This window comes from Gordonia sp. NPDC003422, from assembly GCF_053588675.1.
In genome coordinates this window covers 32,618-58,857 of the sequence record NZ_JBSFQL010000009.1, presented here as the reverse complement: position 1 = coordinate 58,857, position 26,240 = coordinate 32,618, and the positions used below count along the sequence as shown (strand labels likewise).

General features: G+C 66.3%; 21 protein-coding genes. 12 read left to right on the top strand and 9 right to left on the bottom strand.

All coding sequences use genetic code 11. The features are described from left to right. Positions 1–41: 41 nt before the first annotated feature. Complete coding sequence (locus tag ACWDTF_RS09790) at positions 42–1,415, top strand: DNA polymerase IV (protein WP_240856055.1); 1,374 nt, start codon at positions 42–44, stop codon at positions 1,413–1,415. Positions 1,416–1,660: 245 nt separating this feature from the next. Here ACWDTF_RS09790 and ACWDTF_RS09785 read toward each other — a convergent pair whose 3' ends face one another. Beyond that, positions 1,661–2,629 (bottom strand): asparaginase, encoded by a 969-nt coding sequence (locus ACWDTF_RS09785; protein ID WP_355274334.1) that lies wholly within the window; start codon positions 2,627–2,629, stop codon positions 1,661–1,663. A gap of 178 nt (positions 2,630–2,807) precedes the next feature. On the opposite strand from ACWDTF_RS09785, the gene ACWDTF_RS09780 reads away from it, so the two are divergent. Further along, positions 2,808–3,329: a hypothetical protein gene (locus ACWDTF_RS09780; protein WP_355274418.1), complete on the top strand. Its 522-nt coding sequence runs from the start codon at positions 2,808–2,810 to the stop codon at positions 3,327–3,329. 72 nt (positions 3,330–3,401) lie between these two features. Here ACWDTF_RS09780 and ACWDTF_RS09775 read toward each other — a convergent pair whose 3' ends face one another. From ACWDTF_RS09775 to ACWDTF_RS09760, 4 genes are read right to left on the bottom strand one after another with little or no spacing between them, the layout of a single operon-like run. Continuing rightward, positions 3,402–4,544, bottom strand: coding sequence for a CoA transferase (locus tag ACWDTF_RS09775; protein WP_355274337.1), 1,143 nt, complete (start codon positions 4,542–4,544; stop codon positions 3,402–3,404). A gap of 16 nt (positions 4,545–4,560) precedes the next feature. Then, a complete protein-coding gene (locus ACWDTF_RS09770) occupies positions 4,561–5,787 on the bottom strand; it encodes an acetyl-CoA C-acetyltransferase (RefSeq protein WP_449754327.1) in 1,227 nt (408 codons plus the stop codon). 34 nt (positions 5,788–5,821) lie between these two features. Continuing rightward, positions 5,822–6,568, bottom strand: a complete 747-nt coding sequence (gene fabG, locus ACWDTF_RS09765) for a 3-oxoacyl-ACP reductase FabG (protein WP_355274343.1) — start codon at positions 6,566–6,568, stop codon at positions 5,822–5,824. 28 nt (positions 6,569–6,596) lie between these two features. Then, a complete protein-coding gene (locus ACWDTF_RS09760; RefSeq protein WP_449754326.1) occupies positions 6,597–7,775 on the bottom strand; it encodes an acyl-CoA dehydrogenase family protein in 1,179 nt (392 codons plus the stop codon). Positions 7,776–7,898: 123 nt separating this feature from the next. Here ACWDTF_RS09760 and ACWDTF_RS09755 point away from each other — a divergent pair, with 123 nt between their 5' ends. After that, positions 7,899–8,570: a GntR family transcriptional regulator gene (locus ACWDTF_RS09755; RefSeq protein ID WP_240855978.1), complete on the top strand. Its 672-nt coding sequence runs from the start codon at positions 7,899–7,901 to the stop codon at positions 8,568–8,570. A gap of 3 nt (positions 8,571–8,573) precedes the next feature. Here ACWDTF_RS09755 and xylB read toward each other — a convergent pair whose 3' ends face one another. The 3 genes from xylB to ACWDTF_RS09740 are packed head-to-tail and all read right to left on the bottom strand — an operon-like array spanning position 8,574 to position 12,447. Further along, a complete protein-coding gene (gene xylB, locus ACWDTF_RS09750) occupies positions 8,574–9,947 on the bottom strand; it encodes a xylulokinase (protein ID WP_240855976.1) in 1,374 nt (457 codons plus the stop codon). Further along, a complete protein-coding gene (locus ACWDTF_RS09745; protein WP_449754325.1) occupies positions 9,944–11,410 on the bottom strand; it encodes a mannitol dehydrogenase family protein in 1,467 nt (488 codons plus the stop codon). The genes xylB and ACWDTF_RS09745 overlap by 4 nt, the downstream gene beginning before the upstream one ends. After that, on the bottom strand, positions 11,407–12,447 hold the full coding sequence (locus tag ACWDTF_RS09740; protein ID WP_355274421.1) for an NAD(P)-dependent alcohol dehydrogenase: 1,041 nt from the start codon (positions 12,445–12,447) through the stop codon (positions 11,407–11,409). Before ACWDTF_RS09740 ends, ACWDTF_RS09745 begins: the two co-directional genes overlap by 4 nt. A gap of 128 nt (positions 12,448–12,575) precedes the next feature. Between ACWDTF_RS09740 and ACWDTF_RS09735 the strand changes: the two genes are divergently transcribed. The 5 genes from ACWDTF_RS09735 to ACWDTF_RS09715 are packed head-to-tail and all read left to right on the top strand — an operon-like array spanning position 12,576 to position 18,004. Next, a complete protein-coding gene (locus ACWDTF_RS09735; protein WP_355274353.1) occupies positions 12,576–13,616 on the top strand; it encodes a sugar-binding transcriptional regulator in 1,041 nt (346 codons plus the stop codon). Further along, on the top strand, positions 13,613–15,004 hold the full coding sequence (locus ACWDTF_RS09730) for an ABC transporter substrate-binding protein (protein WP_449754324.1): 1,392 nt from the start codon (positions 13,613–13,615) through the stop codon (positions 15,002–15,004). The genes ACWDTF_RS09735 and ACWDTF_RS09730 overlap by 4 nt, the downstream gene beginning before the upstream one ends. Before the next feature lie 2 nt (positions 15,005–15,006). Further along, positions 15,007–15,966, top strand: a complete 960-nt coding sequence (locus ACWDTF_RS09725; RefSeq protein ID WP_240855968.1) for a carbohydrate ABC transporter permease — start codon at positions 15,007–15,009, stop codon at positions 15,964–15,966. Continuing rightward, entirely contained in the window at positions 15,966–16,847 is an 882-nt protein-coding gene (locus ACWDTF_RS09720; RefSeq protein WP_240855967.1) for a carbohydrate ABC transporter permease, read from the top strand. The genes ACWDTF_RS09725 and ACWDTF_RS09720 overlap by 1 nt, the downstream gene beginning before the upstream one ends. Before the next feature lie 50 nt (positions 16,848–16,897). After that, positions 16,898–18,004: an ABC transporter ATP-binding protein gene (locus ACWDTF_RS09715; RefSeq protein ID WP_449754323.1), complete on the top strand. Its 1,107-nt coding sequence runs from the start codon at positions 16,898–16,900 to the stop codon at positions 18,002–18,004. A gap of 256 nt (positions 18,005–18,260) precedes the next feature. Here ACWDTF_RS09715 and ACWDTF_RS09710 read toward each other — a convergent pair whose 3' ends face one another. Continuing rightward, positions 18,261–19,205 (bottom strand): hypothetical protein, encoded by a 945-nt coding sequence (locus ACWDTF_RS09710; protein WP_449754322.1) that lies wholly within the window; start codon positions 19,203–19,205, stop codon positions 18,261–18,263. 53 nt (positions 19,206–19,258) lie between these two features. Between ACWDTF_RS09710 and lspA the strand changes: the two genes are divergently transcribed. The 4 genes from lspA (at position 19,259) to dnaE (ending at position 26,200) form a co-directional block, all read left to right on the top strand. Next, entirely contained in the window at positions 19,259–19,882 is a 624-nt protein-coding gene (gene lspA / locus ACWDTF_RS09705) for a signal peptidase II (RefSeq protein ID WP_449754321.1), read from the top strand. Beyond that, a complete protein-coding gene (locus ACWDTF_RS09700; protein ID WP_240855960.1) occupies positions 19,875–20,801 on the top strand; it encodes an RluA family pseudouridine synthase in 927 nt (308 codons plus the stop codon). The genes lspA and ACWDTF_RS09700 overlap by 8 nt, the downstream gene beginning before the upstream one ends. A gap of 40 nt (positions 20,802–20,841) precedes the next feature. Next, on the top strand, positions 20,842–22,365 hold the full coding sequence (locus ACWDTF_RS09695) for a serine/threonine-protein kinase (RefSeq protein WP_449754320.1): 1,524 nt from the start codon (positions 20,842–20,844) through the stop codon (positions 22,363–22,365). A gap of 292 nt (positions 22,366–22,657) precedes the next feature. Beyond that, a complete protein-coding gene (gene dnaE / locus ACWDTF_RS09690) occupies positions 22,658–26,200 on the top strand; it encodes a DNA polymerase III subunit alpha (protein ID WP_240855957.1) in 3,543 nt (1,180 codons plus the stop codon). The last annotated feature ends 40 nt before the right edge of the window (positions 26,201–26,240 follow it).

Genomic DNA, 26,240 nt, shown 5'->3' with positions numbered 1-26,240 from the left:
AATCGCCGACCGCCCCCGACGAGCGGAGCGCGCGCTGGGTGATGCACCTGGACATGGATGCGTTCTTCGCCTCGGTGGAACAACTCACCCGGCCGACACTGCGCGGACGTCCGGTCCTGGTCGGCGGAACCGGTGGGCGCGGTGTGGTCGCCGGTGCCAGCTACGAGGCCCGCGCCTACGGGGCGTCGTCCGCGATGCCGATGCATCAGGCCCGACGCCTGGTCGGTCCGACTGCGGTGGTGGTTCCGCCGCGTGGGGCCGTGTATCGGGTGGTCAGTGCGCGCATCTTCGCTCTGGTGCGCCAGGCGGTTCCGGTGATCGAGATGCTGTCCTTCGACGAGGCATTCGCCGAACCGGAAGAGCTCATCGGCGCGACCGCACAGACGGCAACCGCCTTCGCCCAACACATCCGGGCGAGAATCCGGGCCGAGGTCGGGCTGGCGGCGTCGGTCGGGCTGGGCAGCGGCAAACAGATCGCGAAGATCGCCTCGACGCTGGCCAAACCCGATGGGGTGATGGTCATTCCGCCGTCGAAGGAGATGGACTTTCTCCACGAGCTGCCGGTGCGCAAGCTCTGGGGGATCGGACCGGTCTCCGGCGACAAGTTGTCGAGGTTGGGCATTGCCACCATCGGCGACCTTGCCGCGATGTCGCCGATCGAGGTGTCCTCGGTGCTGGGTGCGACGGTGGGTCCGGCGCTGCATCGGCTCGCACAGGGCATCGACGACCGCCCGGTCGCGGAACGGTCCTCGGCCAAGCAGATCAGCGCCGAATCCACCTTCGCCACCGACATCGTCGAACTCGCCGATCTCCGGCATGCGATCGATCGTGCCGCGACCGATGCCCACCGACGATTGCTCTCAGACGGACGCGGTGCGCGCACGATCGTGGTGAAACTCAAGCGGTCGGACATGTCCGTGCTGACGCGTTCGACCACTCTTTCCGCCGCCACCACCGACCTCGACGAACTCGGCCGTGCCGCACAGCGTTTGGCGCTCGATCCGCGCTCGGTGGGTCCGATCCGGCTCGTCGGCGTCGGCTATTCCGGACTCAGCGACGTTCAGCAGTACGCACTGTTCGTCGACCCGGCCGACGGTGATCAGATCCACGCCGAGGACACACTGTCGGACGCTGCCCCGAACGGTGCTGCCCCGGAAGGTGCGGACCCGCCGGCTGAGCCGTCGGCCGAGAACACCTCACGCGCAGCTCATCTCGTTCCAGGCAGAGACGTGTTCCACGTCGACTACGGGCACGGTTGGGTGCAGGGCAGTGGCCACGGCGTGGTCACGGTGCGCTTCGAGACACGCACCACCGGTCCGGGCCGTACCCGTACCTTCACGCTCGATGACGAATCGCTCGCGCTCGGGGACCCGCTGGCCAGTCTCGACTGGCCGGATGTGGCGGAGTCTGAATAGCGCTCGGCGGCAACCTGATTGGGCCAGGTCGTCCATGGTTCGGTGACCGGGCCGCCTTTCCTCCGCTCCCCACTTCCGCTCCCCGGGGTGCTCGGGGCGCTGGCCGATGCCCCCATCCGCTCCCTGAGGTGCTCTCGGCTAGCGCCTCGAGCACCTCAGGCAGCGAAGGTTGGCTCCGCTTCCACGGATCCAGGCTCAGGCAACGGGTTGCCTTCGCAGGCATCGGGGTTGATTCGGTGACCGCATCAGTTGCGGAAGAACTCGGCGATCCCGGCCGGGGAAACCTGTGCGGTCAGCAACGCGACAAGCGCCATTCGTGCCTGAGGTGCGCGCAGCCACGGCGACACGATCGCGCCGGATCGTTCGAGATCCACCGCACCGCCGCCACCGCCATAGGTCGCGTGAACCTCGCCGTACGGGACTCGTGAGGTCACCACCACGGTGACGCCACGCTGCACGGCCAGCGCGACCTCGGCGGTGATGTCGGGATGCGAGTTCGCCGATCCGGTCCCGCCGAGCACGATGCCGGCGGCGTTCTGCGCCACCGCGGCCGCGATCAAACCTGGAGAGACCCCGGGATAGAGCGTGAACGCGTCGACCCGCGCGAACCGACCCGACGGGACAGGTCCCGCCAACGTTGGGCGCGGCAGGTCGGCGCGGACGGTGTCGAAGGCGACGGGGTCGGTGGTCGACACCTTGAAGGCTCCGCGCGCGGCGACCACATGGCCGCCCAGAGCGATGAGCACACCGCGACTCCGATTGGCGGGGTCCGAGGCGAGCGCGAGCGCTGCGGCGACATTGGCCGGTCCGTCCGCGTCGGGGTGGTCGGCCGGACGCTGTGCGCCGGTGAAGACCACGGGCCGCTCGTCGGTGGCGTACAGATCCGCGAGGAAGGCAGTCTCTTCCATGGTGTCTGTGCCGTGGGTCACCACGACGCCGCGCACCGTGGGGTCGCCGAGCGCATCGACGATGGCCGCGACGATCGCGTACTGATCGGCCACACGCAGTGCCGAGGAATCCACCGACATGAGGTCGACGGTGCGCACCGGCGTCGACAGGTCGGTGGCCACCAGCATGTCGTCGGCGTCGAGGGTGGGGACCGCGCCGTCTGCGGTGGCCTGCGACGCGATCGTTCCACCCGTGCTGATCAGCACAATCGTCCCGATTGCGGGATTCGCGGTCTCGTCGGGCAAGGTCGGATTCTCCTTCGACATGGAGATCATCATCCACCTGCGGTCAAGGGTTGCGGTGAGGTCCGCGCGGCCGCGTTTGTTGGGCACCTCGCGAACTTTTGGCATAGTGGTGTGGGCTCTCGCCGAGGTGGACGGACCCACCCGCAGACCACGACAGTGAGGGAGATCGTTGAAGTTTTCGAAACTCGTAAGCGCGACCATGATCGCGGGTGCACTGCTGGGCGTTGCCGCCTGCGGCAGCGACGACAGTGATGCGCCGCCGACTGTGGCGACATCGTCGGCCGCCAGCACCGGTGCCGCTGATCAGCGCACGGATGGCAGCAAGCCGCCATCGGCCGCGACCATCGAGGCCATGATCAACGAGGCCCTCGACCCCAACGTCCCCAACTCGCAGAAGGTTCTGCTCGTCGAGGGCGCCGAGAAGGACCCGGACATCTTCGACAAGCTCGTCGAGGCCAAGAACGAGAATCCGGGCATCACCTACAAGGTGACCAACCCGCCGATCCGTCAGGGGCCGAACAAGGCGCGCGTGTCGGTCGAGGTGACCACCGAGGGCAACCCGCCCACCCCGATCGAGGCGACCATCGTCTACGAGGACGGCCGCTGGAAGCTCTCGAACGCGACGGTGTGCACCCTGCTGTCGGCATATCAGGTCAAGAGCGCGATGTGCCCCGGTAAGAGCACCTCGTCACGCAGTAGCGCGGCTCGGCCCTCGAACTGACCGCAGATACTCGGCCCGGCGTTCTGGTGAACGCCGGGCCGGTGTCATGTCTGCGATGTCATGTGTGCGCTGTCATGTTTGCGGAGTGTGGGCTCCCAGGTCGGCGGCGGGGCCGGTGAAGAAGTGCTCGCCGTCGAAGGCCGCGGGCAGGCCGGCGGCGAGGTACGTTCCGATCCCCGGTTGGTCGAGCCCGGCGAACATCGGGTTGTCGGCAAGAACGCCGGACGACACGACCTCGTCGAAGGAGCGGTAGCGTTCCGACAGCACCGATGATTCGTCGAGCGCAGCGGTGACGATGTCGGTGGAGCGATCGGCAAACCACTTGCGGAACAACGCGTTGAGTACGTGGCGATGGGTGTACCGGTCGGATTCGCGGGTGAAGTCGGCGCCGAGCGAACCCGCGAGCGCGTCGATCACCGATTTTGTCTCGGTGATGCGCACCAGATCCCGAAAGTGTCTTGGGGTCAGTGCGACGAGCATGAATCGATCGCCGTCGGCGGTGACCACATCGGTGCCGTAGGTGCCGTATACGTCATTTCCGGTGGCCGGCCGCGACGACGAATTGACCTGCGGTTCGGTGAGATAACCCAACGCACTCGCGATCGACAGCGCGGTGTCCTCGAGCGGCAGTCGTATACGGCTGCCTGCGCCCGTCTGCTCGCGTCGTCGGATCGCCGCCGTGATGGCCAGTGCCGCATACAGTCCGCACACCACATCCCAGGCGGGCAGGACGTGATTGACCGGTCCGTTGTGATCGAGGGGACCGGTGATCATCGGAAAGCCGAGTCCCGCGTTGACGGTGTAGTCGACGGCCGGTGAGCCGTCGGAACCGCCGAGCAGTTCGAGAGTGATGACATCGGCGCGCACGGCGGCCAGGGTGTCGTGGCTCATCCACTCGCGTCCGCCGGAGTTGGTGACGAGAATGCCGCCGCCAGGACCGGATTCGGTGACCAAACGCTGCACCAACGCCTGACCTTCGGTGGCGCGCAGGTCGGCGGTGACCGACTTCTTGCCCTTGTTGAGGCCGGTCCAGTAGATCGATGTCTCACCGTCGTCGGTGAGCGGCCACCGATTGATGTCGGCCGCGCCGCCGATCGGATCGACGCGAATCACCTCGGCACCGAGCTGCGCGAGCGTGAGCCCACACAACGGCGAGGCCACGAAACTCGAGATCTCGACGACGCGTATCCCGTCGAGCGGTCTCGGTGAACCCATGTCCCAAGCCTTTCGTTCAGACCGCTTCGACGACGGCTGCCAGTCCCTGGCCGCCGCCGATACACATGGTGACCAATCCGGTTCCACCACCGCGACGGTGCAGTTCGTGCAGAAGGGTGGTGGTCATCCGGACTCCGGTGGCCCCGATCGGGTGTCCGAGGGAGATACCGGAGCCGTTGACGTTCAACCGATCCTGATCATTCCACTTCCATCCCTCGAGGACGCTCAGCACCTGCACGGCGAACGCCTCGTTCAGTTCGACGAGATCGATCGAGTCGAGAAGTTCGGCAGCGGAGTCGAATCCGGATCGCGCGGCCAGCTTCTCGGTGGCCGGAACCGGGCCGATCCCCATCCGGGAGGGGTCGCACCCGGCCGCCGCCCAGCCGTTGAGATACCCGATCGGCACGAGGCCCAGTTCGTCGAGGGCGTCCTCGGCGACGATGAGGCACGCTGCCGCGGCGTCGTTCTGCTGGCTGGCGTTACCCGCGGTGACGGTGCCGTCGGGCATCAGGGTGCGGAGCTTGGCCAGCGATTCTGCGGTGGAATCGGGCCGGACGCCTTCGTCATGGTTGAAGACGACTGGGTCCTTCTTGCGTTGAGGAACACTGATCTCGATGATCTCGTCGTCGAACCGCCCGGCGTCCCAGGCTGCGGCGGCGCGCTGGTGGCTGCGCGCGGCGTAGGCGTCGGCCGCATCACGGGTGATGCCGTAGTCGCGAGCGAGGTTTTCGGCGGTCTCGATCATTCCGGAGATCTCGCCGAACCGCCAGACCGGTTGGGAGCGTTCGCGTCCGCGGTCGAGGCGGTCGTACATGGTGACGTTCCCCGAGCGCGCACCCCACCGGTTGGTGGTGGAGTAGTACTCGATTCGGCTCATCGACTCGACGCCGCCGGCCAGGACGGCGACGGCAGCGCCGGTCTGCACCATCATCGCCGCGGTGGCCAGCGACTGGAGTCCGCCACCGCAGCGGCGGTCGAGTTGCATGCCGCCGACCGAGATCGGGAGATCGGCGTGCAATGCGATCCATCGTCCGACGCACGGAACCTCGGAGTTGGCGTAGGACTGGGCGAAGACGACGTCGTCGATGCGGTCGGGGTCGATGCCGGAGCGGTCGACGACGGCCCTGACGACAGCGGCGCCGAGATCCTCGACGGGCACGTTGCGCAGTGCGCCGCCGAAGGTGCCGACGGCAGTGCGTGCCGGTGCGACGATCGCGGCCCGGCGCAGGGAAGTGGGAGTCATGATGGTGTTCCTCTGGTGCTCGATCGTTGTGCGTTCACATGAACCGGCCGCCGGTGACCTCCATGACGGTGCCGGTCATGTAGGAGGACAGGTGGGTGGCCAGGAACAGTGCGACGGATGCGACCTCGGTGACCTCGCCGGCCCGGGCCATCGGGATCTCGGCCATCTTCTGATCCCACGCCTTCTGAGGCATGGCCTCGGTCATCGCCGAGCGGATGAGGCCGGGCTGGATCGCATTGACCCGAACACCGTGGTGCGCCAGCTCTTTTGCGGCCGCCTTGGTCATGCCGACGATCCCGGCCTTGGCTGCCGAGTAGTTGGTCTGACCGACCATCCCGACCTTCCCGGACAGCGACGAGAGATTGACGATGGCGCCGCTCTTACGCTCGCGCATGATGGCCGCGGCCTTGCGGGTGCCGTTCCAGGTGCCCTTGAGGTGCACATTGATGACCTGGTCGAACTGCTCCTCGGTCATGTTGCGCATCGTCGCGTCGCGGGTGATGCCGGCATTGTTCACCATCACGTCGACGGGTCCGAAATGTTTTGCCGCCGCGGCCAGTAGAGCGTCGACATCGTCGCCGACGGTGACGTCGCAGCGCACTCCGACAGCGACGCCGCCTCCACCGAGTTCGACGGCGGCTTTCTCGGCGGCCTCGGCGTTGATGTCGCCGATGATCACGCGCGCGCCTTCGTCTACAAAGAGTTGGGCGATCGCGCAGCCGATTCCCTGTGCGGCGCCGGTGATGACGGCGGTCTGGTCTTTCAGGAGAGGTCCGGGCATGGTGATTCCTGTCTGGTTGGATGCGGCTCTACTTGGATGCAGCGCGAATGAGGTTGCCGCCGATGATGAGTCGCTGGATTTCGCTGGTGCCCTCGTAAAGGCGCAGCAGCCGGACGTCGCGATAGATCCGTTCGACGGGGACCTCACGCATGTAGCCCGTACCGCCATGGACCTGGACGGCGAGATCGGCGACCTTGCCGGCCATCTCGGTGCAGAAGAGTTTGGCCGCCGACGGCGCCGTGCGTCGATCCTCACCGGACACGTACTTCGCGGCGGCGTCGCGCACCAACGCTCGCCCGGCCATGACCCCGGTCTGCTGGTCGGCCAGCATCGCCTGAACCAATTGGAAAGAGCCGATGGGCTTTCCGCCCTGAGTCGCGCTCGCGGCATACTCGACCGATTCGTCGAGTGCGCGTTGCGCGGCACCCACGGCGAGCGCGGCGATGTGCACACGGCCCCGAGCCAGGGAGGTCATCGCGGCCTTGTAGCCGGTGTCGGTGTCGCCGACGAGGGCCGAGGCGGGGACTCGCACGCCGTCGAAGGAGACGTCCGCGGTCCAGGCGCCCTCCTGGCCCATCTTCTTGTCCTTGACGCCGACCTCGACCCCGGGAGTGTCGGCCGGAACCAGGAAGACGGCGATACCCGTGCCTGATTCGTCGGCCGGGCGGGTGCGCGCGAACACGACGAAGAGGTCGGCGATGGGGGCATTGGTGATGAACCGCTTCTGGCCGTCGATCACCCAGTCGTCCCCGTCGCGGGTCGCCTTGGTCCGCAGGCCTGCCGGATTGGAGCCTGCGCCGGGTTCGGTGAGCGCAAACGACGCCACGACGTCGCCGGAGGCGATGCGTTCCAGCCATTCGGTGCGCTGTTCGTCGGTGCCGAAGTTCACCAGCACCTGCCCGGCGATGCCGTTGTTGGTGCCGAACATCGACCGCAGGGAGAGCGTCGTGTAGCCGAACTCCATGGCCAGCTCGACGTCCTGCGTGAGGTCGAGGCCCAGACCGCCCCATTCCTGGGGGATCGCGTAGCCGAAGAGGCCCATTTCGGCAGCCTGAGCACGCAGGTCGTCGGGGATGGCGTTGGTTTCCATGATCTCGGTCTCACGCGGGACGACCTTGGTCCGGATGAAGTCGTGGACGACGGTGCGAATCTGGTCGAAGTCGTCCGCGCTGACGACGGGGGTGTGGGGGAGTGCTGAAGCGGGCATGGCTCGAAATTATCAAAAAATGAGCCCTCTGGCTAGAAGTGCCAGCAAAAGTCCACCATATGGACGCAATAGGGCCAGAAGATGATAAATTAGCGCAATGGTTTCAGGATCGGAGACAGTCTCATGAGCAATGCGGGCCGTCTTGTCGGCGATGCGAGTTCCGCGGTGCTCAAGCAGACCGCAGCGCAGGAGATCCGTCGGCAGATCTTCTCCGGACAGATGAAGCCGGGGGCCAAGGTCGACCAGGACGCCCTGGCCGAGCGACTGGGCATGAGCAAGCTGCCGGTGCGGGAGGCGCTGATCGCTCTCGCTGGCGAGGGCATCATCGAGACCATCCCGCGTCGAGGGGCATTCGTTGCCGACCTCACGCGCGCGGACATTCGGGACCACTACTGGATGCTGGGCGTCATCTCCGGACTGGCTGCCGAGCGGGCATCGGTCAACCTCACCGATGAGGAACTGGCTGAACTCACGGCCTTGGCCGATCGGATGGAATCGACCGATGATCTCCTCGCCATGGAGCGACTCAACTTTCAGTTCCATCGGCTCATCAACCTGGGCGCACGATCGCGTCGCCTGGTCGCCGAACTCAAGCTGCTCAGTGGCGCGATTCCGTTGGGCTTCTTCGACTCTCATCCGGAGTCGGTCGCGTCGTCGTTGCGTGATCATCGCGAGATCGTCGATGCGCTCGCGTCCCGCTCGCCCGGTATGGTGCGCACCTTGACCGAGGGGCACTTCCTTCGCGGTGGGCATCGAGCGGTGGCGCAGCTGGAGGAGCGAGGTTTCTGGGCGTAGGTGTCACCCCATGGCGGCCCGGTAGCGCTCGTACACCTCGGGTGTCGGTGTGGCTGTCAGTGTCGTGGTCTCGACCTTCCACTCCGGGAGGTCACCGGTCAACGCCCACGTGGCCTGACGAGCCGCGCCGAGCGCCACGTACTCGCCGTCGGCGGGAAGAGTGATCTCACCGCCGAAGAGGGCAGGTGCGATCGCGCGCACCGCAGTTGATTTCGCGCCGCCACCGACCATGGTGCATCGCTCGACGGACACACCCTGCGCCTCGATCTGCTCCCGGCAATACACCAGCGAGCAGAGCAAGCCCTCGACCGCCGCGCGTGCGACGTGGGCCGGGCTGAAGTTGGCGGCGGTGATCCCGGAGAGTGTGCCGGTGGCGTCGGGGAGGTTGGGGCTGCGTTCGCCGGCCAGGTAGGGCAGCAGGGTCAGCCCATCGGAGCCCGGAGGCGCCGACAGGGCCAGTTGTGCAAAAGTGTCGAGGTCGACGCCGAGTGCGCGGGCGGTGGCGGCCAGCACCGGCGCCCCGTTGAGAGTGCAGACCAGAGGTAGATGTCGTCTGGTCGCGTCGGCGAAACCCGCAACGATGCCGGACGGATCAGCGGGCGCGACGTCGGTGACGGCGCTGACCACCCCGGAGGTGCCCAGCGAGATGATCACGTCGCCGGGCCCGGCATGCAGACCCAGCGCGGCAGCCGCGTTGTCGCCGGCGCCTGCTCCGACGACGAGACCCGTGGGTGTTTTACCGGCCGCCTCCCCGGCATCGACGACGCGGGGAACCAGAGGTTCACGATCGCGAAAGGCCATGCGCAGCAGATCTGTTCGGTACTGTCCGGTCGCGGCGCTGTAATAGCCGGTTCCGGAGGCGTCGCTGCGATCGGTGGTCAACGTCGCGATGTCGCCGCTGCCGGACAGACGCCAGGTCAGCCAGTCGTGCGGCAGGCACACGGCGGCGGTCGCGTCGGCGTGCTCGGGTTCGTGGTCGGCGAGCCAGCGAAGCTTGGTTGCGGTGATCGAGGCGACGGGGACGACGCCGACCGCCTTCGCCCATGCCGATGGCCCGCCAAATTCGGAGACGAGATCGTCGGCGGCGGTCGCAGATCGGGTGTCGTTCCACAGCAATGCGTCTCGGACCACGCGGCCTGCGTCGTCGACGCACACCATGCCGTGCTGCTGGCCGGCGACCGAGAGTGCAGAGACATCGTGGAGACCACCGGCCTTCGTGATGGCCGAACACAAGGCGTCCCACCAATGGTCGGGATGGATCTCGGTGCCGTCGGGATGTGGTGCGCTGCCGGTGCGGATCACCGCGCCGGTGTCGGCGTCGCAGATCATCACCTTGCAGGACTGGGTCGACGAATCGATTCCGGCGACGAGCGTCATGACAGCAACTCGGTCAGGGTGGCGCGAGCACCCTTGGTACGCAACGACTCCAGCGTCCGCAGGTAAGGCGTGGTGAACGCGTCGTGGTCCGCCAGGTCGCCGAACAGCGACTGCTCGCGAACAAAGGCCAGCGGCTCGGTGATCGACTGCCGCGCCAGGGGCACCAGCCGATCGGCCAGTGGGTCGTCGACCGCGATGGGGTTACCACTCTCGTCGAGACCCTCGGCGTACCGGGTCCAGCTGGCGACTACGGCTGCAGCGAGATCGACGGAGCCGCCGTCGGCGAGCCGGTCCCGAATTACCGGGACCAGCCACTTGGGAATCCGATTCGACGAATCCTGACACAGCCTGGCGATGGTGTCGGCGATGGCCGGATTGGCGAAGCGTTCCAGCAGTGTGTCGATGTAGTCGTCCGCATCGACACCGGCCAGTGGCTGCAGGGTCGGCTTGCCCTCCTCGGTCATATAGCGGCGCAACAGGGTTCGCAGGTCGTCGTCGACCGCGGCGTCGTGCACGTAGCGGTAGCCCAGCAGATGGGCGAAGTAGCAGAGTGCCTGATGCCCCGCGTTGAGCAGCCGGAGCTTCATCAGCTCGTACGGCGTGACGTCCTCGACCACCTGCACACCTACCTGCTCCAGAGCCGGTCGCCCGCAGGAGAAGTCGTCCTCGAGGACCCACTGTGTGAACGGTTCGGCCACCACCGGCCAGTTGTCGACGATGCCGGTCCGCGCCGTCACCTCGTCGGCCAGGTCCGCCGGCGTGGCGGGGGTGATCCGGTCGACCATGGAGTTCGGAAACCTTGTGTGATCGTCGATCCATGCCGCCAGTTCGGCGTCGCGCAATCGGGCGTAGGCGAGGAAGGTGGCCCGGGCCATGTGGCCGTTGCCGGCAATGTTGTCGCAGCTCATCACCGTGAACGACTCGATGCCACGGTCCCGTCGGCGGGAGAGTGCCTCGGTCACCAGGCCGAAAACCGATGTCGGAGGCTTGTTTTCGCTGAGATCAGCGACGATCTCCGGGTTGTCGGCGTCGAACTCGCCGGTCGATGCGGAGAAGTTGTAGCCGCCCTCGGTGACGGTGAGCGACACGATGCGGGTGCCGGGATCGGCCAATCGCTCGATCACGGCCTCCGGATCGTCGGGGGCGTACAGGTAGTCGACGATCGACCCGATCACCGAGGTCTCGACCGCCCCGTCCGGATGTTTGAGCGTCAGTGTGTACAAGCCGTCCTGCGGCAGCAGCGCATCGCGCATCCGTTCGTCGGCCGGACGTACGCCGACGCCGCAAATCCCCCAGGCGGGGTCGGATCCCAGGAGACGATCGAGGTACATGGCCTGGTGGGCGCGGTGAAACCCACCGACGCCGAAGTGCACGATGGTCGGCCGAACCTGACTGCGGTCGTAGCCGGGGGTGGGGATGTCGGTGATCGACGGGAGGGTGGCGTTGGACAGCGGGGTGTTCACGAAACGGCCTTTCGAGCGGCTGGCGGGGTGTCGGGGTGATGCGAGAGTTGCGGGTGGACAATGGCTTTGATCATCCCGGGCACGCGGTCTGATTCGAGGGCCGCTGCGGCGTCGGCGAGTCCGTAGTGCCCGGTGACCATCGCGTCGAGGTCGACGGCCTTCGAGGTCACCAGCGCTCGGGCAATCGGCCAGGTGTTGGCGTAGCGGAAGACGCCGGTCAGGACGATCTCGCGATTCTGGATGAGCGACACCGGGAGGTCCATGCTGTCGGCGCCCATGCCGACGAGCACGGCCCGCCCTCCTGGACGTAGGGCCGCCAGGCCGCCGCGCACCGCGGCGGGAACCCCGCTCGCGTCGATGAACGCATCGAATCCGGTGACCGAGTCGGTCGGGGACACCGCCTCGGTGGCACCGAAATCGTACGCACGCGAACGGCGGTCGGGATCGGGCTCGCTGATGGTGATACGGGAGACGCCCGCCGCGCGAGCCACCTGCGCGCACACCAGGCCGATGGGGCCGGCCCCGGCGATGAACACGGAGCCACCGAGCCCGACTGCTGCTTTCGCCACGGAGGCAATCCCCACCGACAACGGCTCGAAGAGTGCGGCGGCCTCGTCGGTCACGTCGTCGGGAACGGCGTGGGCGAAGGCCGACCCGATGGTGACGAAGCCGGCGAGGGCGCCGTCGACGGGGGGAGTGCCGAAGAACCGCATGTGCGGGCAGAGGTTGTAGTCGCCGCGCATCGATTCGGCGCTCATCGGGTCCGGGCGCTGCGGCTCGATGGACACTCGCTCGCCGATGCGCGCTGCGTCGACGCCTTCTCCGACGTCGACGATCACGCCTGCGGCCTCGTGCCCGAGGACCAGCGGGTTGCGGACGACGTGGTCGCCGATGCGGCCCTCGCGTAGGTAATGGGTATCGGATCCGCAGACACCCACGGCGCTGACCTGCACCAACACGTCCCCATGGCCTGGTGTCGGCACGGGTCGCTCTTCGACCTCCAGGCGGAGATCAGGCCACAGGACCGCCGCCTTCATCGTTTGCTGCTCGGCGTCACATTCGGAATCGACTGTTGCGTAGCTCACACAGCGAATGCTAGCGTACTGAGCATATGAACCGCTAGTGAGCAAATGCTCAACCAGTTCAAGTGGATGGAGCTCAGCACGTGGCAGCGCGAGAGCAGATGGCCGAGGAGTCCCCGTCTCGACCGGCGGGACACAAGCCAGGGGCCCGCGGCGGCGCCGACACGGGACAGGACCTTCGCCTGCTCGTCCGAGCGGCCACGATGTACCACCTCGAGGGATTGACGCAGGCCGAGATCGCCGGGCGGCTGGGCGTGTCCCGGCCCACGGCGGGGCGCCTGATCCAACGGGCCCGCGCGCAGGGCTTGGTGCAGGTCTCGGTGACGGCTCCGGCCCACCTGTCCTCCTCGATCCACACCGACCTCGAGCGCCAGGTCGAACGACTCTTCGGTCTGGACGAGGTGCTCGTGATGGACGAACCCGCCGACGGTACTGCGTCGGGCAACGCCGCATTGGGCCGCGCGGGCGCATCCGTGCTCGCACGACGTATCCAGCCCACCGACACCTTCGGATTCACCTGGGGCCCAGAGCAGGTGGCGGTCGCCGACGCGATGGGGGGAGCGGCAAGCTGCCAGCGGGTGGTGCAGATGGATGGCTCGATGACCTCGGTCGACTACCACACCGGCGTCGACCATGCTCTCGCACGCTTCTCCGAGCGGCTGCATGCTCAGCCGCTGCGCTTGGTGGCACCGCTGTACGTCGACCCGGAGACCGTGGCGGCACTGCATCGTGATTCGATTCTGTCCCAAGCACTTTCCGCGGCTCGGGGTGCACAGGTGATGCTGTTCGGCGTGGGATCGGTGTCCACCTCGACCACGCTATTCGAAGGTGCCTACATCGACGCGATCGTGCTGGACGAACTCGTCGAACTCGGTGCAGTCGGCGAGATCGGTGGGCGGTTCTACGACAAGGACGGCAACCCGGTGGATTCGACTCTGGTCGAACGCACCGTGTCGGTGTCGCTCGACGCCATCCGGGCGTGCCCCACGTCCATTCTCGTCTCCGGCGGCGCTCACCGGCAGGAGTCCATTCTCGGTGCGCTTCGTGGCGGTTACGCGACCATTCTGGTCACGGACGAACCGACCGCGGAATGGCTTGTCTCACAACAGGAAGGTCAGCTATGAGATCTCCACGACGGCAGGTGACGCAATTGCCGCGCCGCATTCTCCACAACGGCCGGACCGCCTTGGTCGCGCTGTGTGCGGCCATCGCCCTGGTGGCGACCGGGTGTGCCGGCGCGGGTTCGCTGACCGGAGGCGGCGGGCGTGAGGTCACGGTCGCCATGGTCTCCAACTCTCAGATGCAGGACGCGGTCGCGTTGTCGAGCCAGTTCGAGGAGCAGAATCCGGGCCTCAAGGTCCGCTTCGTCACCCTTTCCGAGAACGAGGCGCGCGCCAAGATCACGGCGTCCGTCGCCACCGGCGGAGGTGAGTTCGATGTCGTCATGATCAGCAACTACGAAACCCCGATGTGGGCCGAGTACGGATGGCTGGTCAATCTGACGCCCTACATGAACGCCGACCCGACCTATGCCGCCGACGACTTCATCCCGACCCTCAAAACCGCACTGTCATATCAGGGTTCGATGTACTCGGCGCCGTTCTACGGCGAGTCGTCGTTCCTGATGTACAACAAGAAGCTGTTCCGCGAGGCCGGTGTGTCGCTGCCCGCCCAACCGACGTGGCCGCAGGTGGCCGAGGCGGCGGCGCGGCTCACCAACGACCGCACGGCGGGAATCTGCCTGCGCGGCAAGCCGGGTTGGGGCGAGGTGCTGGCACCGCTCAACACGGTCATCAACGCCTTCGGCGGCCGCTGGTACGACGAGAACTGGAACGCGCAGCTGACGAGTCCGCAGGTGGAGGCCGCGGTGCAGTTCTATGTGGACACGGTTCGCAAGTACGGGGAGGCCGGTGCGTCGTCGTCGGGCTTCCAGGAATGCGGAAACCTGATGTCGCAGGGCCAGGTTGCGATGTGGTACGACGCGACGTCGGCGGTGTCGGTGCTCGAGAGTCCCGACACCTCCACCATCGCAGGCGATGTCGGCTACCTGCCGGCGCCCAGCATGGCCAAGAACGACAACGGCTGGCTCTACACCTGGTCGCTCGGCATCCCGTCGAGCAGCGAAAACCCGGACGACGCCTGGAAGTTCATCAACTGGATGACCAACCGGAACTACATCGAGCACGTCGCCGACAAACTCGGTGCGAGCCACATCCCGCCGGGCAGCAGGCTCTCGACTTACCAACTCCCGGCGTATCAGAAGATATCGGGTCCGTTCGCCGAGCCGACCCTGCAGGCCATGCAGGCGGCCAACCAACAGAAGCCGACGCTCGACCCGGTCCCGTACACCGGCATCCAGTTCCTGGCCATCCCGGAGTTCCAGGACCTCGGAACACGTGTCAGCCAACAGATCTCGGCTGCCATCGCGGGTCAGATCAGCGTCCATGACGCCCTCGAACAGGCGCAGCAGTATGCCGAGGTCGTGGGCAAGACCTACCAGAGGGAGCGTTAGACATGGCCACCGCAGTATCCACCCGCGACGAGCAGGTCCCGCCCGCCGATCAGGCGCCGCTGACCTCGCGGCGCGACCACATCAGCCGCGCCGAGGGCTGGCGCAGGCGCGGTCCGCTCCTTCCGGCCCTGATCTTCATGATCGTGGTCACCCAGATCCCGTTCGTCTTCACGCTCTACTACTCCACGCAATCATGGAATCTGGTGCGGCCCGGTTCGCGGGCCTTCGTCGGCCTCGACAACTATGCCGCGGTCTTCGCCGACAGCCAGTTCTGGCGGGTCACCGCGAACACGATCGTGCTGATCGTCGGAACCGTCATCGTCTCGGTGTTGCTCGGACTGATGTTCGCGCTGCTGCTGGACCGGAAGTTCCTGGGCCGCGGTGTGGTTCGCACGCTGCTGATCACACCCTTCCTGGTGACCCCGGTGGCATCGGCCCTGCTCTGGAAGACCAGCCTGCTCTCACCCACCAATGGTCTGGTGAACTGGGCATTGAGTCCGTTCGGCATCCACACCGACTGGCTCTCGGAGTTCCCGCTGATGAGCGTGATGGCCGAATTGGTGTGGCAGTGGACGCCATTCATGATGTTGCTGATCCTGGCCGGTCTCCAGTCGATGCCTCGCGACATCCAGGAGGCCGCCCGGGTGGACGGGGCGACCAGCTTCCGGCTCTTCCGTGAGCTGACGCTGCCGCACCTGCGACGCTTCATCGAACTCGGTACCGTCCTCGGCGCGATCTATTTGGTCAACACCTTCGACGCGGTCTACATGATGACCTCCGGCGGACCCGGGGTGTCGAGTTCCAACCTGTCCTTCTACATCTACCAGCGGGCCTTCCTCGGATTCGACATCGGGCAGGCGGCCGCGATGGGTGTGGTCACGGTGATCGGCACGATCGTCGTCGCCACCCTCGCCCTGCGCCTGATCTTCAAGTCATTCACCGGAACAGAGGAGCCGGCCTGATGAGCACCGACATCCGTCCCGACACACCCACCACGACCGCGCACGTGCGGCCGCAGGACATCGAGAAGCAGCGCAACCCGCGCCAGATGGCACTGACCGCGGTGACCTGGATTCTCGCCATCGGGTTCTTCTTCCCGGTGCTGTGGATGGTGCTGACCGCTTTCAAACAGGAGAGCGACGCGGCGACCAATCCGCCGACCTTCATCTTCGCTCCGACCCTGCAACAGTTCCGCGACGTCTTCGACGCGGGAATCGCCACGCCGCTGCTGAATTCGCTGTTCGCGACCATCGTCTCGACGATCCTGGTGTTGCTGCTCGGCGTGCCGGCGGCGTTCGCGCTGTCGTTGCGGCCGGTGCGCAAGACCAAGGACGCGCTGTTCTTCTTCATCTCCACCAAGATGCTGCCGATCGTCGCCGCCATCATCCCGCTGTATGTGATCGTCGGGAAGATGGACATGCTCGACAACATCTGGACCCTCGTGATCCTGTACACGGCAATGAATCTGCCGATCGCGGTGTGGATGATGCGCTCGTTCTTCCTCGAGGTGCCCGGCGAACTGCTCGAGGCCGCCAGCATCGACGGTGCCAGTCTCTGGACCTCGGTGCGCGAGGTGATCCTGCCGCTCATCTCACCGGGAATCGCTGCGACAGCGCTCATCTGCGTGATCTTCTCGTGGAACGAGTTCTTCTTCGCCGTCAACATGACCGCGGTCAACGCGCAGACGATGCCGGTGTTCCTCACCGGATTCATGTCCGGGCAGGGCCTGTACTGGGCCCAACTGTCCGCGGCCTCGGTCCTCGCTGCACTCCCGGTCGTCATCTGCGGCTGGATCGCACAGAACAAACTCGTCCGCGGCCTTTCCTTCGGCGCCATCAAGTAATCGACGCCCGACCTTCCCCTTCACACCCCACACTCACAGGAGCAGTCACCATGGCATCCATCACCTACGACAAAGCGTGCTGCGTCTATCCCGGCGCCGACAAACTGGCCGTCGACTCACTCGATCTCGACATCAACGACGGCGAGTTCGTCGTCCTGGTCGGGCCGTCCGGGTCGGGCAAGTCCACCGCCCTGCGGATGCTCGCGGGCCTCGAGGACATCGACTCCGGTCAGATCCGCATCGGCGGCGACAACATGGTCGGCGTCGCACCCAAGGACCGCGACATCGCGATGGTCTTCCAGAACTACGCGCTCTATCCCAACAAGACGGTCGGCGAGAACATGGGTTTCGCGTTGAAGATGCGCGGCGTGTCGACCGAAGAGCGCACCAAGAAGGTCGCCGACGCGGCAAAGCTCCTCGACCTCACCGACTTTCTCGACCGGAAGCCGGCGAAACTATCCGGCGGTCAGCGTCAGCGAGTCGCCATGGGACGGGCCATCGTTCGCGAGCCGCAGGTGTTCTGCATGGATGAGCCGTTGTCGAACCTCGACGCCAAACTGCGCGTGCAGACTCGCACCCAGATCGCCGCGCTGCAGCGTCGCCTGGGTACCACCACCGTCTACGTCACCCACGATCAGGTCGAGGCGATGACCATGGGGGACCGGGTTGCTGTTCTCAAACATGGCGTGCTGCAGCAATTCTCCACTCCGACCGAGCTCTACGATCGACCAGTCAACGCCTTCGTCGCGGGATTCATCGGATCGCCCGGAATGAATCTGTTCACCGCACCCGTGACCGATGGCCAGATCTCCATCTCCGGTTCGGTGATCCACGTCGACGAAGAATCGAAAGCCGCGCTGCGGAATTCGGGGATTTCCTCGGTGATCGTGGGCATCCGCCCCGAGCACCTGGAACTGTCCGACGAAGGCCGCGGACTCGCCGCCGACGTCGCACTGCTCGAGGAACTCGGCAGCGAGACCTATGTGTATGCATCTGTTGCGGATCAGTCGATCCGCAACCTCGACGGGGAACCCATGATCCTGGTTGCGCGGTCGCACGAGCGTGCGCCGGCCAAGCGCGGTGATGGCGTGCGTCTGCACCAGTCCGACCGTGCGGTGCACCTGTTCCACCCCGACACCGGTGAACGCTTGGTGTGACGTCGGTCGTCAGACTGCCGGTCCAATCCGCTCCCTGAGCTCGCCCCCGCTCCCTGAGGTGCGAGCTTGCGAGCCTCGAAGGGCTGGTGACCGTAGCTACTTGGTCTCGGAATTGCCCTGTCTCACCAGGCCCTTCGAGGCTCGTCGACTTCGAGACGCTCCCTGCTCGTACCTCGCATGGGGCTCCTCAGCCCGGCGGCTTGCGCTCCTCACACCTCAGGGAGCGGAGAAAACTCGCTCCGCTCGCACCGTCGAGTCAACGCGAACGCCAGGTGAGAGTGAACCCGGTCTGCTGAAGCAGTCGCTGCGACGCGTCGGCGCCGACGAGCTCCCGTGCCCCGCGGTAGGTCGCCGCGCCGTCGACGGGGAGACCGCGCGTCAGGTCGACGGTCTCCGTGCCATTCCCGGTGAAGCTGTAGCGCGCGATCGTCAGCGTTTGATTGCCGCCGGGGATCGCGAACACCGAGTTGATCGGTGATTCGTCGACCGTGTAGGTGACCGTGAGCCGGTTGCCCTCCCACGCGGTCAGTTTCGCCTCGATCGTCTGGGTGACGGTTGCGGCGGCGCTGATCACCCGCTCGGCGCGCCAGGTCGCGCCCACGGCGATCGGCACCGTCGGCAAGGGAACCGACCGGGTGAACGCCCCGATCATCGCCTGCTCGATGGCGAGGCGGGCTTCGGGGCCCGACGAGTCGGTCGGCATCAGACGCAGCGAGATCGGCACCAGGCCGGGGGCGATCGCCATTCCCGCGTGGCCGCCCGCGGCCGGCGCCAGTTGATCGTTGAGAGTCGGATCGGGAGAGGTCACCGTCCCCAGGTCCATCTCGAGGTCGGTGGGATCTGTGCAGTGGAATCGTGCGGTGAGCGGCAGGTCGACGGTCTGGGCCTGCGCCGAACCCGCGGAGGCGACCGACGAGGTGGTGACCACCGTCGCCTGCTGGGCCGAATCCCGATCGGGAGCGGCCGCGGGTACCCGCCGTTCGCCGTTCCCGAAACCGGTCACGGTGACCTTCACCGGCGGGATCGGGATCAGGTTCACTTTGTCTCGATCGGAGGTGTTCTCCGTCGCACAGCCACCATCGGAGGCCGACGAGGTGTCGTCGTCGCCGTCGGAACCGCAACCCGCGAGCAGGACGCCCACCGTCATCAGGGCCGTGAGAGTGGTGAGGACACGCGGGTTGCGGCGGCGGTGACGGGACACGGCAGCCAGCGTATTCGGTAGATCCCCCGTCGCTGCGCTCGCCCAGACCTGTCATGGATGATGATGTGGTGGATGACGTTGCACCAGATCCTTCCGCCGACACTCGCGGCGGCCGTTCGAGGCGAGTGATGCTGACCTTGCTCGCGGTCGCGCTCACCGTGGTGGGTCTGGATCTGCTGACCAAGACGCTCGCCGTGGAACTGCTCGAACCGGGTGTTGCGGTGCAGGTCATCGGCGACAACGTCGAACTCTGGCTGGTCCGCAACAGCGGCGCGGCCTTCTCGATGGCGTCCGGCTACACCTGGATTCTCTCGATCATCGCGCTCGTGGTGGTCGTCGTGATCGTGCGATACAGCGGCCGGTTGCGATCGGCCTGGTGGGTCCTGGGCCTCGGCATGGTGCTCGGCGGCGCGATCGGCAACCTCATCGACCGGATCTTCCGCGCGCCACAGCCACTGCAAGGCCACGTCGTCGACTTCGTCAAGGTCGGCTGGTGGCCGGTGTTCAACGTCGCCGACTCTGCGGTCGTGTGCGGCGCGATCCTGCTGGTGGTGCTCTCGGCGCTCGGGTACGACTACGACGGCACGCGGACCGGCTGGGCGGCGCGGCACAGTCGCGACGACCAAGCCGCCGCCAACGGAGACGTTTCCCCGACCGAGGACGGCAGCCATGCGTGAGTCACGGTTGGTGCCGGTTCCCGACGGTCTCGACGGGATGCGGCTCGACGCCGGGGTCGCCCGGATGCTCGGACTGTCCAGAACGGTCGTCGCGGGTCTCGCCGACGACGGCGACGTGACGGTCGACGGGATCGCGGTCGGCAAATCACACCGCCTCGCCGCCGGCACGATGCTGCACGTGACGCTTCCGGAGCCGGACGAGCCGCTGCAGATCGAACCGACACCGGTCGAGGATCTCGAGGTCATATACCACGACTCCGACATCGTGGTCGTCGACAAGCCGGTGGGGGTGGCGGCACATCCGTCGCTCGGGTGGAGCGGCCCGACGGTCATCGGCGCTCTCGCGGCGGCCGGCTACCGGATCTCGACGTCGGGCGCGCACGAGCGGCAGGGCATCGTGCACAGACTCGACGTCGGCACGTCCGGTGTCATGGTGGTCGCGGTCTCCGAGCGTGCCTACACCATCCTCAAGCGGGCATTCAAACAGCGGACCGTCGACAAGGGATACCACGCGCTCGTACAAGGCCATCTCGATCCGCCGTCGGGCACCATCGACGCACCGATCGGCCGCCATCGCGGCAACGACTGGCGCTTCGCCGTGACCGCGAACGGCAAACCGAGCATCACCCACTACGACACCCTCGAAATGTTCGCGTCGGCGTCGTTGCTCGACGTGCATCTGGAAACCGGTCGTACGCACCAGATTCGGGTGCATTTTTCGGCGCTGCACCATCCGTGCTGCGGTGACCCGACCTACGGCGCCGACCCGGTCCTCGCCAAACGCCTGGGCCTGGAACGACAGTGGCTGCACGCCCGTTCGCTGGCCTTCGCTCACCCGGCCGACGGCCGGCGTGTCGAGTTCACAAGCGACTATCCGGCCGATCTGCAACACGCGCTCGACGTCCTCCGGGCGACCTAATGAGATGAAACCTGACGGGGGTTCTCGGTAGCCTTGGAGGGTGCTGGAGCCGGGAACATCCGTCGCCGGGTATCGCATCGAGCGGGTACTCGGCAGTGGCGGGATGGGTGCTGTCTACCTGGCTCGCCATCCCGAACTGCCGCGGTCGGATGCACTGAAGGTCCTGTCCGCGTCGGGCGGCGCGTCGGATCAGCAGTTCCGGCGCCGATTCCTGCGCGAGGCAGAGGTCGCGGCGACTCTCGATCATCCGAATATCGTCACCGTGCACAACCGCGGACGCGCCTCCGTTCCGACCGGCGACTCGGCGGCCGGTCGGGATCTGCTCTGGATTGCGATGCAGTATGTGCCCGGGACCGACGCCGCGCGTGAGGTCGCCGCCAAAGGCCGACTCGATCCGCGGCGGGTGTCGCACATCGTGACCGAGATCGCGCATGGGCTTGACTACGCACACCGACGCAATCTCCTGCACCGCGACATCAAACCGGCCAACATCTTGCTGTCGACCAGCGAGCCGGAGGACGACGCCGACGAGCAGCGGGTGGTGCTGGCAGACTTTGGTGTCGCCAAGATCACCGACGATGTCGAGGGACTCACCTCCGTCGGCACGGTCCTGGCAACGCTCTCCTATGCGTCACCAGATCAATTGTCCGGAGAGACCCTGGACGGCACCACCGACCAGTACTCGTTGGCGGCCACGGCTTTCCACCTGCTGGTCGGCAAGGTTCCCTTCGACGACCGCGACACCGGTGCGGTCATCGCAGCTCACCTGAAATCCCCGGTGCCCAAGGTGTCGGACGCGACGAGCGGTGTCAGTCCGGCGGTCGACGCCGTCATCGCCAAGGCCATGGCGAAGTCGCCCGGTGCCCGGTTCGGGACGTGCCGGGAATTCGCCGACGCCCTCGCAGTCGCCGTGCGGCCACGGCCGGCGAGGCCCGCGCCGCGGCCACCGCATCCGGCGCCCCGGCAACATGAGCCCCGGTTTCCGCAACCCGCTGCGCACGGCCCGCGTCGCCCCGGAGCTCCGGGGATCCCGGGTCCACCCCGCGTCGGGCCGCCGCCGCGACGGCAACCGCCGCCCGCCGGCCCACGACCCGGCGACGGATCTCGACATCGCGACGCTCCCCGCAGTGGTGATCCTCGCCGTGGGGAGTTGCCGGCGTGGCAGCAGACCCAGGTGTCGCCCAACGCGGTGCCGTCGGACCCGGTTCGTCGTCGGCAGACCGACGACCATGTGAGTGCCCCACCGCGCGACCCGGTGCGGCCGCCCCCTTCAGCACCGAACCCTTCTGCACCGAACCCTTCTGCACCGAACCCTTCTGCACCGAACCCTTCTGCACCGAACCCTTCTGGCCCGCTGCACGCCGGACCGAATCGTGGTGGTGCGCCGCCGACCATTCCTGGTGCCTCCTCGGGCCCGCTCGATCGTCGTCCGGCGGTACCCCCACCGCCGCGCGCACCGCAGGCCCCACCGTCCACCGGACCCGATCCGGGGGTGATCATCGCCATCGTCGCGGTCGTGCTGCTGATCCTGGTGACGGCGATCGTGCTCGGTGTCGTGCTCTGATCCGAAGAGTCGGTGACCACCGCGCCAGGAATCGAGTTGAATTGGAGAACGCGAGTGCTGCAGCACTCGCGTTCTCCAATTCGGCACCGGTTGTCGCGAGCCGACTCGGTTTCGGGCCCGGATTGAACGTCACGGTGGCCACATCTGTCACGGCCCGCCGCGCCTGTCCGTGAGTGTCGGCACGAGGACATACAGTGGACCAGGCTTTCCGTGACGCCGCGCTCCGCGGGGCCGTCGTATCCGGAAAACCCGACCTGGAACACTGGCAGTCCGACGAAGCAGAAGGGGCACCGTGACCGATTCGTTCGTTCACCTGCACAACCACACCGAGTACTCGATGCTCGACGGTGCCGCCAAGGTGTCGCCGCTGTTCGCGGAGGCCAAACGGCTGGGGATGAACGCGATCGGCATGACCGACCACGGAAACATGTTCGGCGCCAGCGAGTTCTACAACACCGCGGTCAAAAACGACATCAAGCCGATCATCGGTATCGAGGCCTACATCGCTCCCGGCTCGCGATTCGACACCAAGCGCGTGACCTGGGGTACCCGCGACCAGAAGGGTGACGACGTCTCCGGTAGCGGTGCCTACACGCACATGACGATGGTCGCCGAGAATGCGACGGGGCTGCGCAACCTGTTCAAGCTGTCGTCGCTGGCGTCCATCGAGGGTCAACTCGGCAAGTGGGCCCGGATGGACGACGAACTCATCGCGCAATACGCCGAGGGCATCATCGCCACCACCGGCTGCCCGTCCGGCGAGGTGCAGACCCGCCTGCGTCTCGGGCACGAGCGAGAGGCGCTCGAGGCGGCCGCGAAGTGGCAGGAGATCTTCGGCAAGGAGAACTTCTACCTCGAGCTGATGGAGCACGGACTCGAGATCGAGCGTCGTGTTCGCGAAGGGCTGCTGGAGATCGGCCGCAAGCTCGGCATCAAACCGATCGTCACCAACGACTGCCACTACGTCACCAAGGACCACGCCGCGGCGCATGAGGCCTTGCTGTGTGTGCAGACCGGCAAGACGCTCACGGATCCGACCCGGTTCAAGTTCGACGGCGACGGCTACTACCTCAAGTCGGCGCAGGAGATGCGCGACCAGTGGGATTCGGTGGTCCCCGGTGCCTGCGACAACACCCTGGAAATAGGCGAGCGGGTGCAGAGCTACTCCGACGTCTTCACCCATCGCGACCGGATGCCGGTCTTCGACGTCCCCGAGGGGGAGTCGCAGCAGACCTGGCTGCGCAAGGAGGTCGCCAAGGGCCTCGCCGAACGGCGGTTCCCCGGACAGCCGGTGCCGCAGGACTATTCCGAACGCGCCAACTACGAACTCGATGTCATCATCCAGATGGGGTTCCCCGCCTACTTCCTAGTGGTCGGCGATCTGATCCGGCATGCGCAGGAAGTCGGTATCCGGGTCGGCCCGGGCCGCGGTTCGGCGGCGGGGTCGCTGGTCGCCTGGGCGTTGGGCATCACCAACATCGACCCGATCCCGCACGGACTGCTGTTCGAGCGATTCCTCAATCCCGAACGTGTGTCGATGCCCGATATCGACATCGACTTCGACGACCGTCGTCGCGGCGAGATGGTGCGTTACGCCACGACGCGGTGGGGAGTCGACAAGGTCGCCCAGGTCATCACCTTCGGCACCATCAAGACCAAGGCCGCCATCAAGGACTCGGCCCGAGTCCAGTTCGGCCAGCCGGGATTCGCCATCGCCGACCGCATCACCAAGGCCCTGCCGCCACCCATCATGGCCAAGGACATCCCGGTGTGGGGCATCACCAATTCCGAGCACGAGCGGTTCAACGAGGCCGCCGAGGTTCGTGCCCTCATCGAAACCGATCCGGACGTCAAGAAGATCTACGACACGGCACTCGGACTCGAGGGGCTGATCCGCAACGCGGGTGTCCACGCGTGTGCGGTGATCATGTCGTCGGAGCCGTTGACCGATGCCATCCCGGTGTGGAAACGCGCTCAGGACGGCGCGATCATCACCGGCTGGGATTACCCGTCGTGTGAGGACATCGGCCTCCTCAAGATGGACTTCCTCGGTCTGCGCAACCTGACCGTCATCGGCGATGCCCTGGAGAACATCAAGACCAACCGCGGCGTCGACCTCGACCTCGACGCCCTGCCGCTCGAGGACACCAAGACCTACGAGCTGTTGGCCCGCGGCGACACGCTCGGCGTCTTCCAGCTCGACGGTGCGGCGATGCGAGAACTCCTGAAGTTGATGCAGCCCACCGGTTTCGAGGACATCGTGGCCGTGCTCGCGTTGTATCGCCCGGGTCCGATGGGCGTGAACGCGCACACCGACTACGCCAAGCGTAAGAACGGTCTGCAAGACATCAAGCCGATTCATCCCGAGCTCGAGGAGCCGTTGAAGGAGATCCTCGCCGAGACCTACGGTCTGATCGTCTATCAAGAGCAGATCATGCAGATCGCGCAGAAGGTCGCGGGCTACTCGCTCGGACAGGCCGACCTGCTCCGTCGCGCGATGGGTAAGAAGAAGAAAGAGATCCTCGACGAGGCATACGACGGCTTCGCGGAGGGCATGCGCACCAACGGATTCTCCCAGGGAGCCATCACCGCGCTCTGGGACACGGTGCTCCCGTTCGCCGGCTACGCGTTCAACAAGTCGCACGCCGCCGGCTACGGACTCGTATCGTTCTGGACGGCCTACCTCAAGGCGAACTATCCCGCCGAATACATGGCCGGTCTGCTGACGTCGGTGGGCGACGACAAGGACAAGGCCGCCATCTATCTCTCGGACTGCCGCAAGCTCGGGATCACCGTGCTGCCCCCGGACGTCAACGAGTCGCAGCGCAACTTCGCCGCCGTCGGCACCGACATCCGCTTCGGGCTCGCGGCGATTCGCAACGTCGGAAGCGGCGTGGTCGGCTCGATCCTCACCGCGCGCGACGACAAGGGCAAGTTCACCAGCTTCTCGGACTATCTCGGGAAGATCGACGTCACCGCCTGCAACAAGAAGGTGACGGAGTCGCTGATCAAGGCCGGTGCCTTCGATTCGCTGTCGCATCCCCGCAAGGGGCTGTTCCTGGTGCATGGCGAGGCGGTCGAATCCGTGCTCGGCACCAAGAAGGCCGAGGCGATCGGACAGTTCGATCTCTTCGGCGATGCCGGCGGCGCCGATGAAACCATGGCGGAAGTCTTCGCCGTCAAGGTGCCCGACGAGGAATGGGATTCCAAGCACAAACTCGCCATCGAACGAGAGATGTTGGGACTCTATGTCTCCGGGCACCCGCTGAGCGGCGTCGAACATGCCATCGCCGCGCACACCGACACGTCGATCACCACCCTTCTCGAGGGCAACATCGCCGACGGGGCACAGATCACCATCGGCGGCATCATCTCGTCGGTGACGAGACGGGTCAACAAGAAGGGCGAACCGTGGGCTGCGGTCACCCTCGAGGACATGGTCGGTGGCGTCGAGGTGTACTTCTTCCCGCGGGCCTTTGCGGCGTACGGGATGGACATCGTCGCCGACAACATCGTGCTCATCAAGGCACGGGTGAACCTGCGCGACGACAGCATGATGATCAGCGCCAACGATCTGGCCGTGCCGGATCTCAGTGCCGCAGGCGCGAGCAAGCCGGTCGCGCTGACGCTGCCCGCTCGCCTGTGCACCCCCGACCGGGTCCAGGCACTCAAGCAGGTACTCACTCGGCATCCGGGCACGGCCGATGTTCACGTGACGCTGATCAGCGACGAACGTCAAACACAGCTGCGGCTCACCGAGTCGCTGCGGGTGACGCCGAGTTCGGCGCTGATGGGGGATCTCAAGGCGCTGCTCGGGCCTAGCTGCCTCAGCTAGGGCGTGTCGTTCACCATGCACGACGACCCGTCCGCTGAGT

Excerpts from the sequence above, each read along its gene's own strand:
- ACWDTF_RS09725 (WP_240855968.1), top strand. The coding sequence starts at position 15,007 with ATGGCCACCGCAGTATCCACCCGCGACGAGCAGGTCCCGCCCGCCGAT.
- ACWDTF_RS09775 (WP_355274337.1), bottom strand. The coding sequence starts at position 4,544 with ATGGGTTCACCGAGACCGCTCGACGGGATACGCGTCGTCGAGATCTCG.
- ACWDTF_RS09755 (WP_240855978.1), top strand. The coding sequence starts at position 7,899 with ATGAGCAATGCGGGCCGTCTTGTCGGCGATGCGAGTTCCGCGGTGCTC.
- ACWDTF_RS09790 (WP_240856055.1), top strand. The coding sequence starts at position 42 with ATGCACCTGGACATGGATGCGTTCTTCGCCTCGGTGGAACAACTCACC.
- ACWDTF_RS09720 (WP_240855967.1), top strand. The coding sequence starts at position 15,966 with ATGAGCACCGACATCCGTCCCGACACACCCACCACGACCGCGCACGTG.
- ACWDTF_RS09730 (WP_449754324.1), top strand. The coding sequence starts at position 13,613 with ATGAGATCTCCACGACGGCAGGTGACGCAATTGCCGCGCCGCATTCTC.
- fabG (WP_355274343.1), bottom strand. The coding sequence starts at position 6,568 with ATGCCCGGACCTCTCCTGAAAGACCAGACCGCCGTCATCACCGGCGCC.
- ACWDTF_RS09740 (WP_355274421.1), bottom strand. The coding sequence starts at position 12,447 with ATGAAGGCGGCGGTCCTGTGGCCTGATCTCCGCCTGGAGGTCGAAGAG.
- ACWDTF_RS09760 (WP_449754326.1), bottom strand. The coding sequence starts at position 7,775 with ATGCCCGCTTCAGCACTCCCCCACACCCCCGTCGTCAGCGCGGACGAC.
- ACWDTF_RS09770 (WP_449754327.1), bottom strand. The coding sequence starts at position 5,787 with ATGACTCCCACTTCCCTGCGCCGGGCCGCGATCGTCGCACCGGCACGC.
- xylB (WP_240855976.1), bottom strand. The coding sequence starts at position 9,947 with ATGACGCTCGTCGCCGGAATCGATTCGTCGACCCAGTCCTGCAAGGTG.
- ACWDTF_RS09700 (WP_240855960.1), top strand. The coding sequence starts at position 19,875 with ATGCGTGAGTCACGGTTGGTGCCGGTTCCCGACGGTCTCGACGGGATG.
- ACWDTF_RS09785 (WP_355274334.1), bottom strand. The coding sequence starts at position 2,629 with ATGTCGAAGGAGAATCCGACCTTGCCCGACGAGACCGCGAATCCCGCA.
- ACWDTF_RS09715 (WP_449754323.1), top strand. The coding sequence starts at position 16,898 with ATGGCATCCATCACCTACGACAAAGCGTGCTGCGTCTATCCCGGCGCC.
- ACWDTF_RS09780 (WP_355274418.1), top strand. The coding sequence starts at position 2,808 with ATGATCGCGGGTGCACTGCTGGGCGTTGCCGCCTGCGGCAGCGACGAC.
- lspA (WP_449754321.1), top strand. The coding sequence starts at position 19,259 with ATGGATGATGATGTGGTGGATGACGTTGCACCAGATCCTTCCGCCGAC.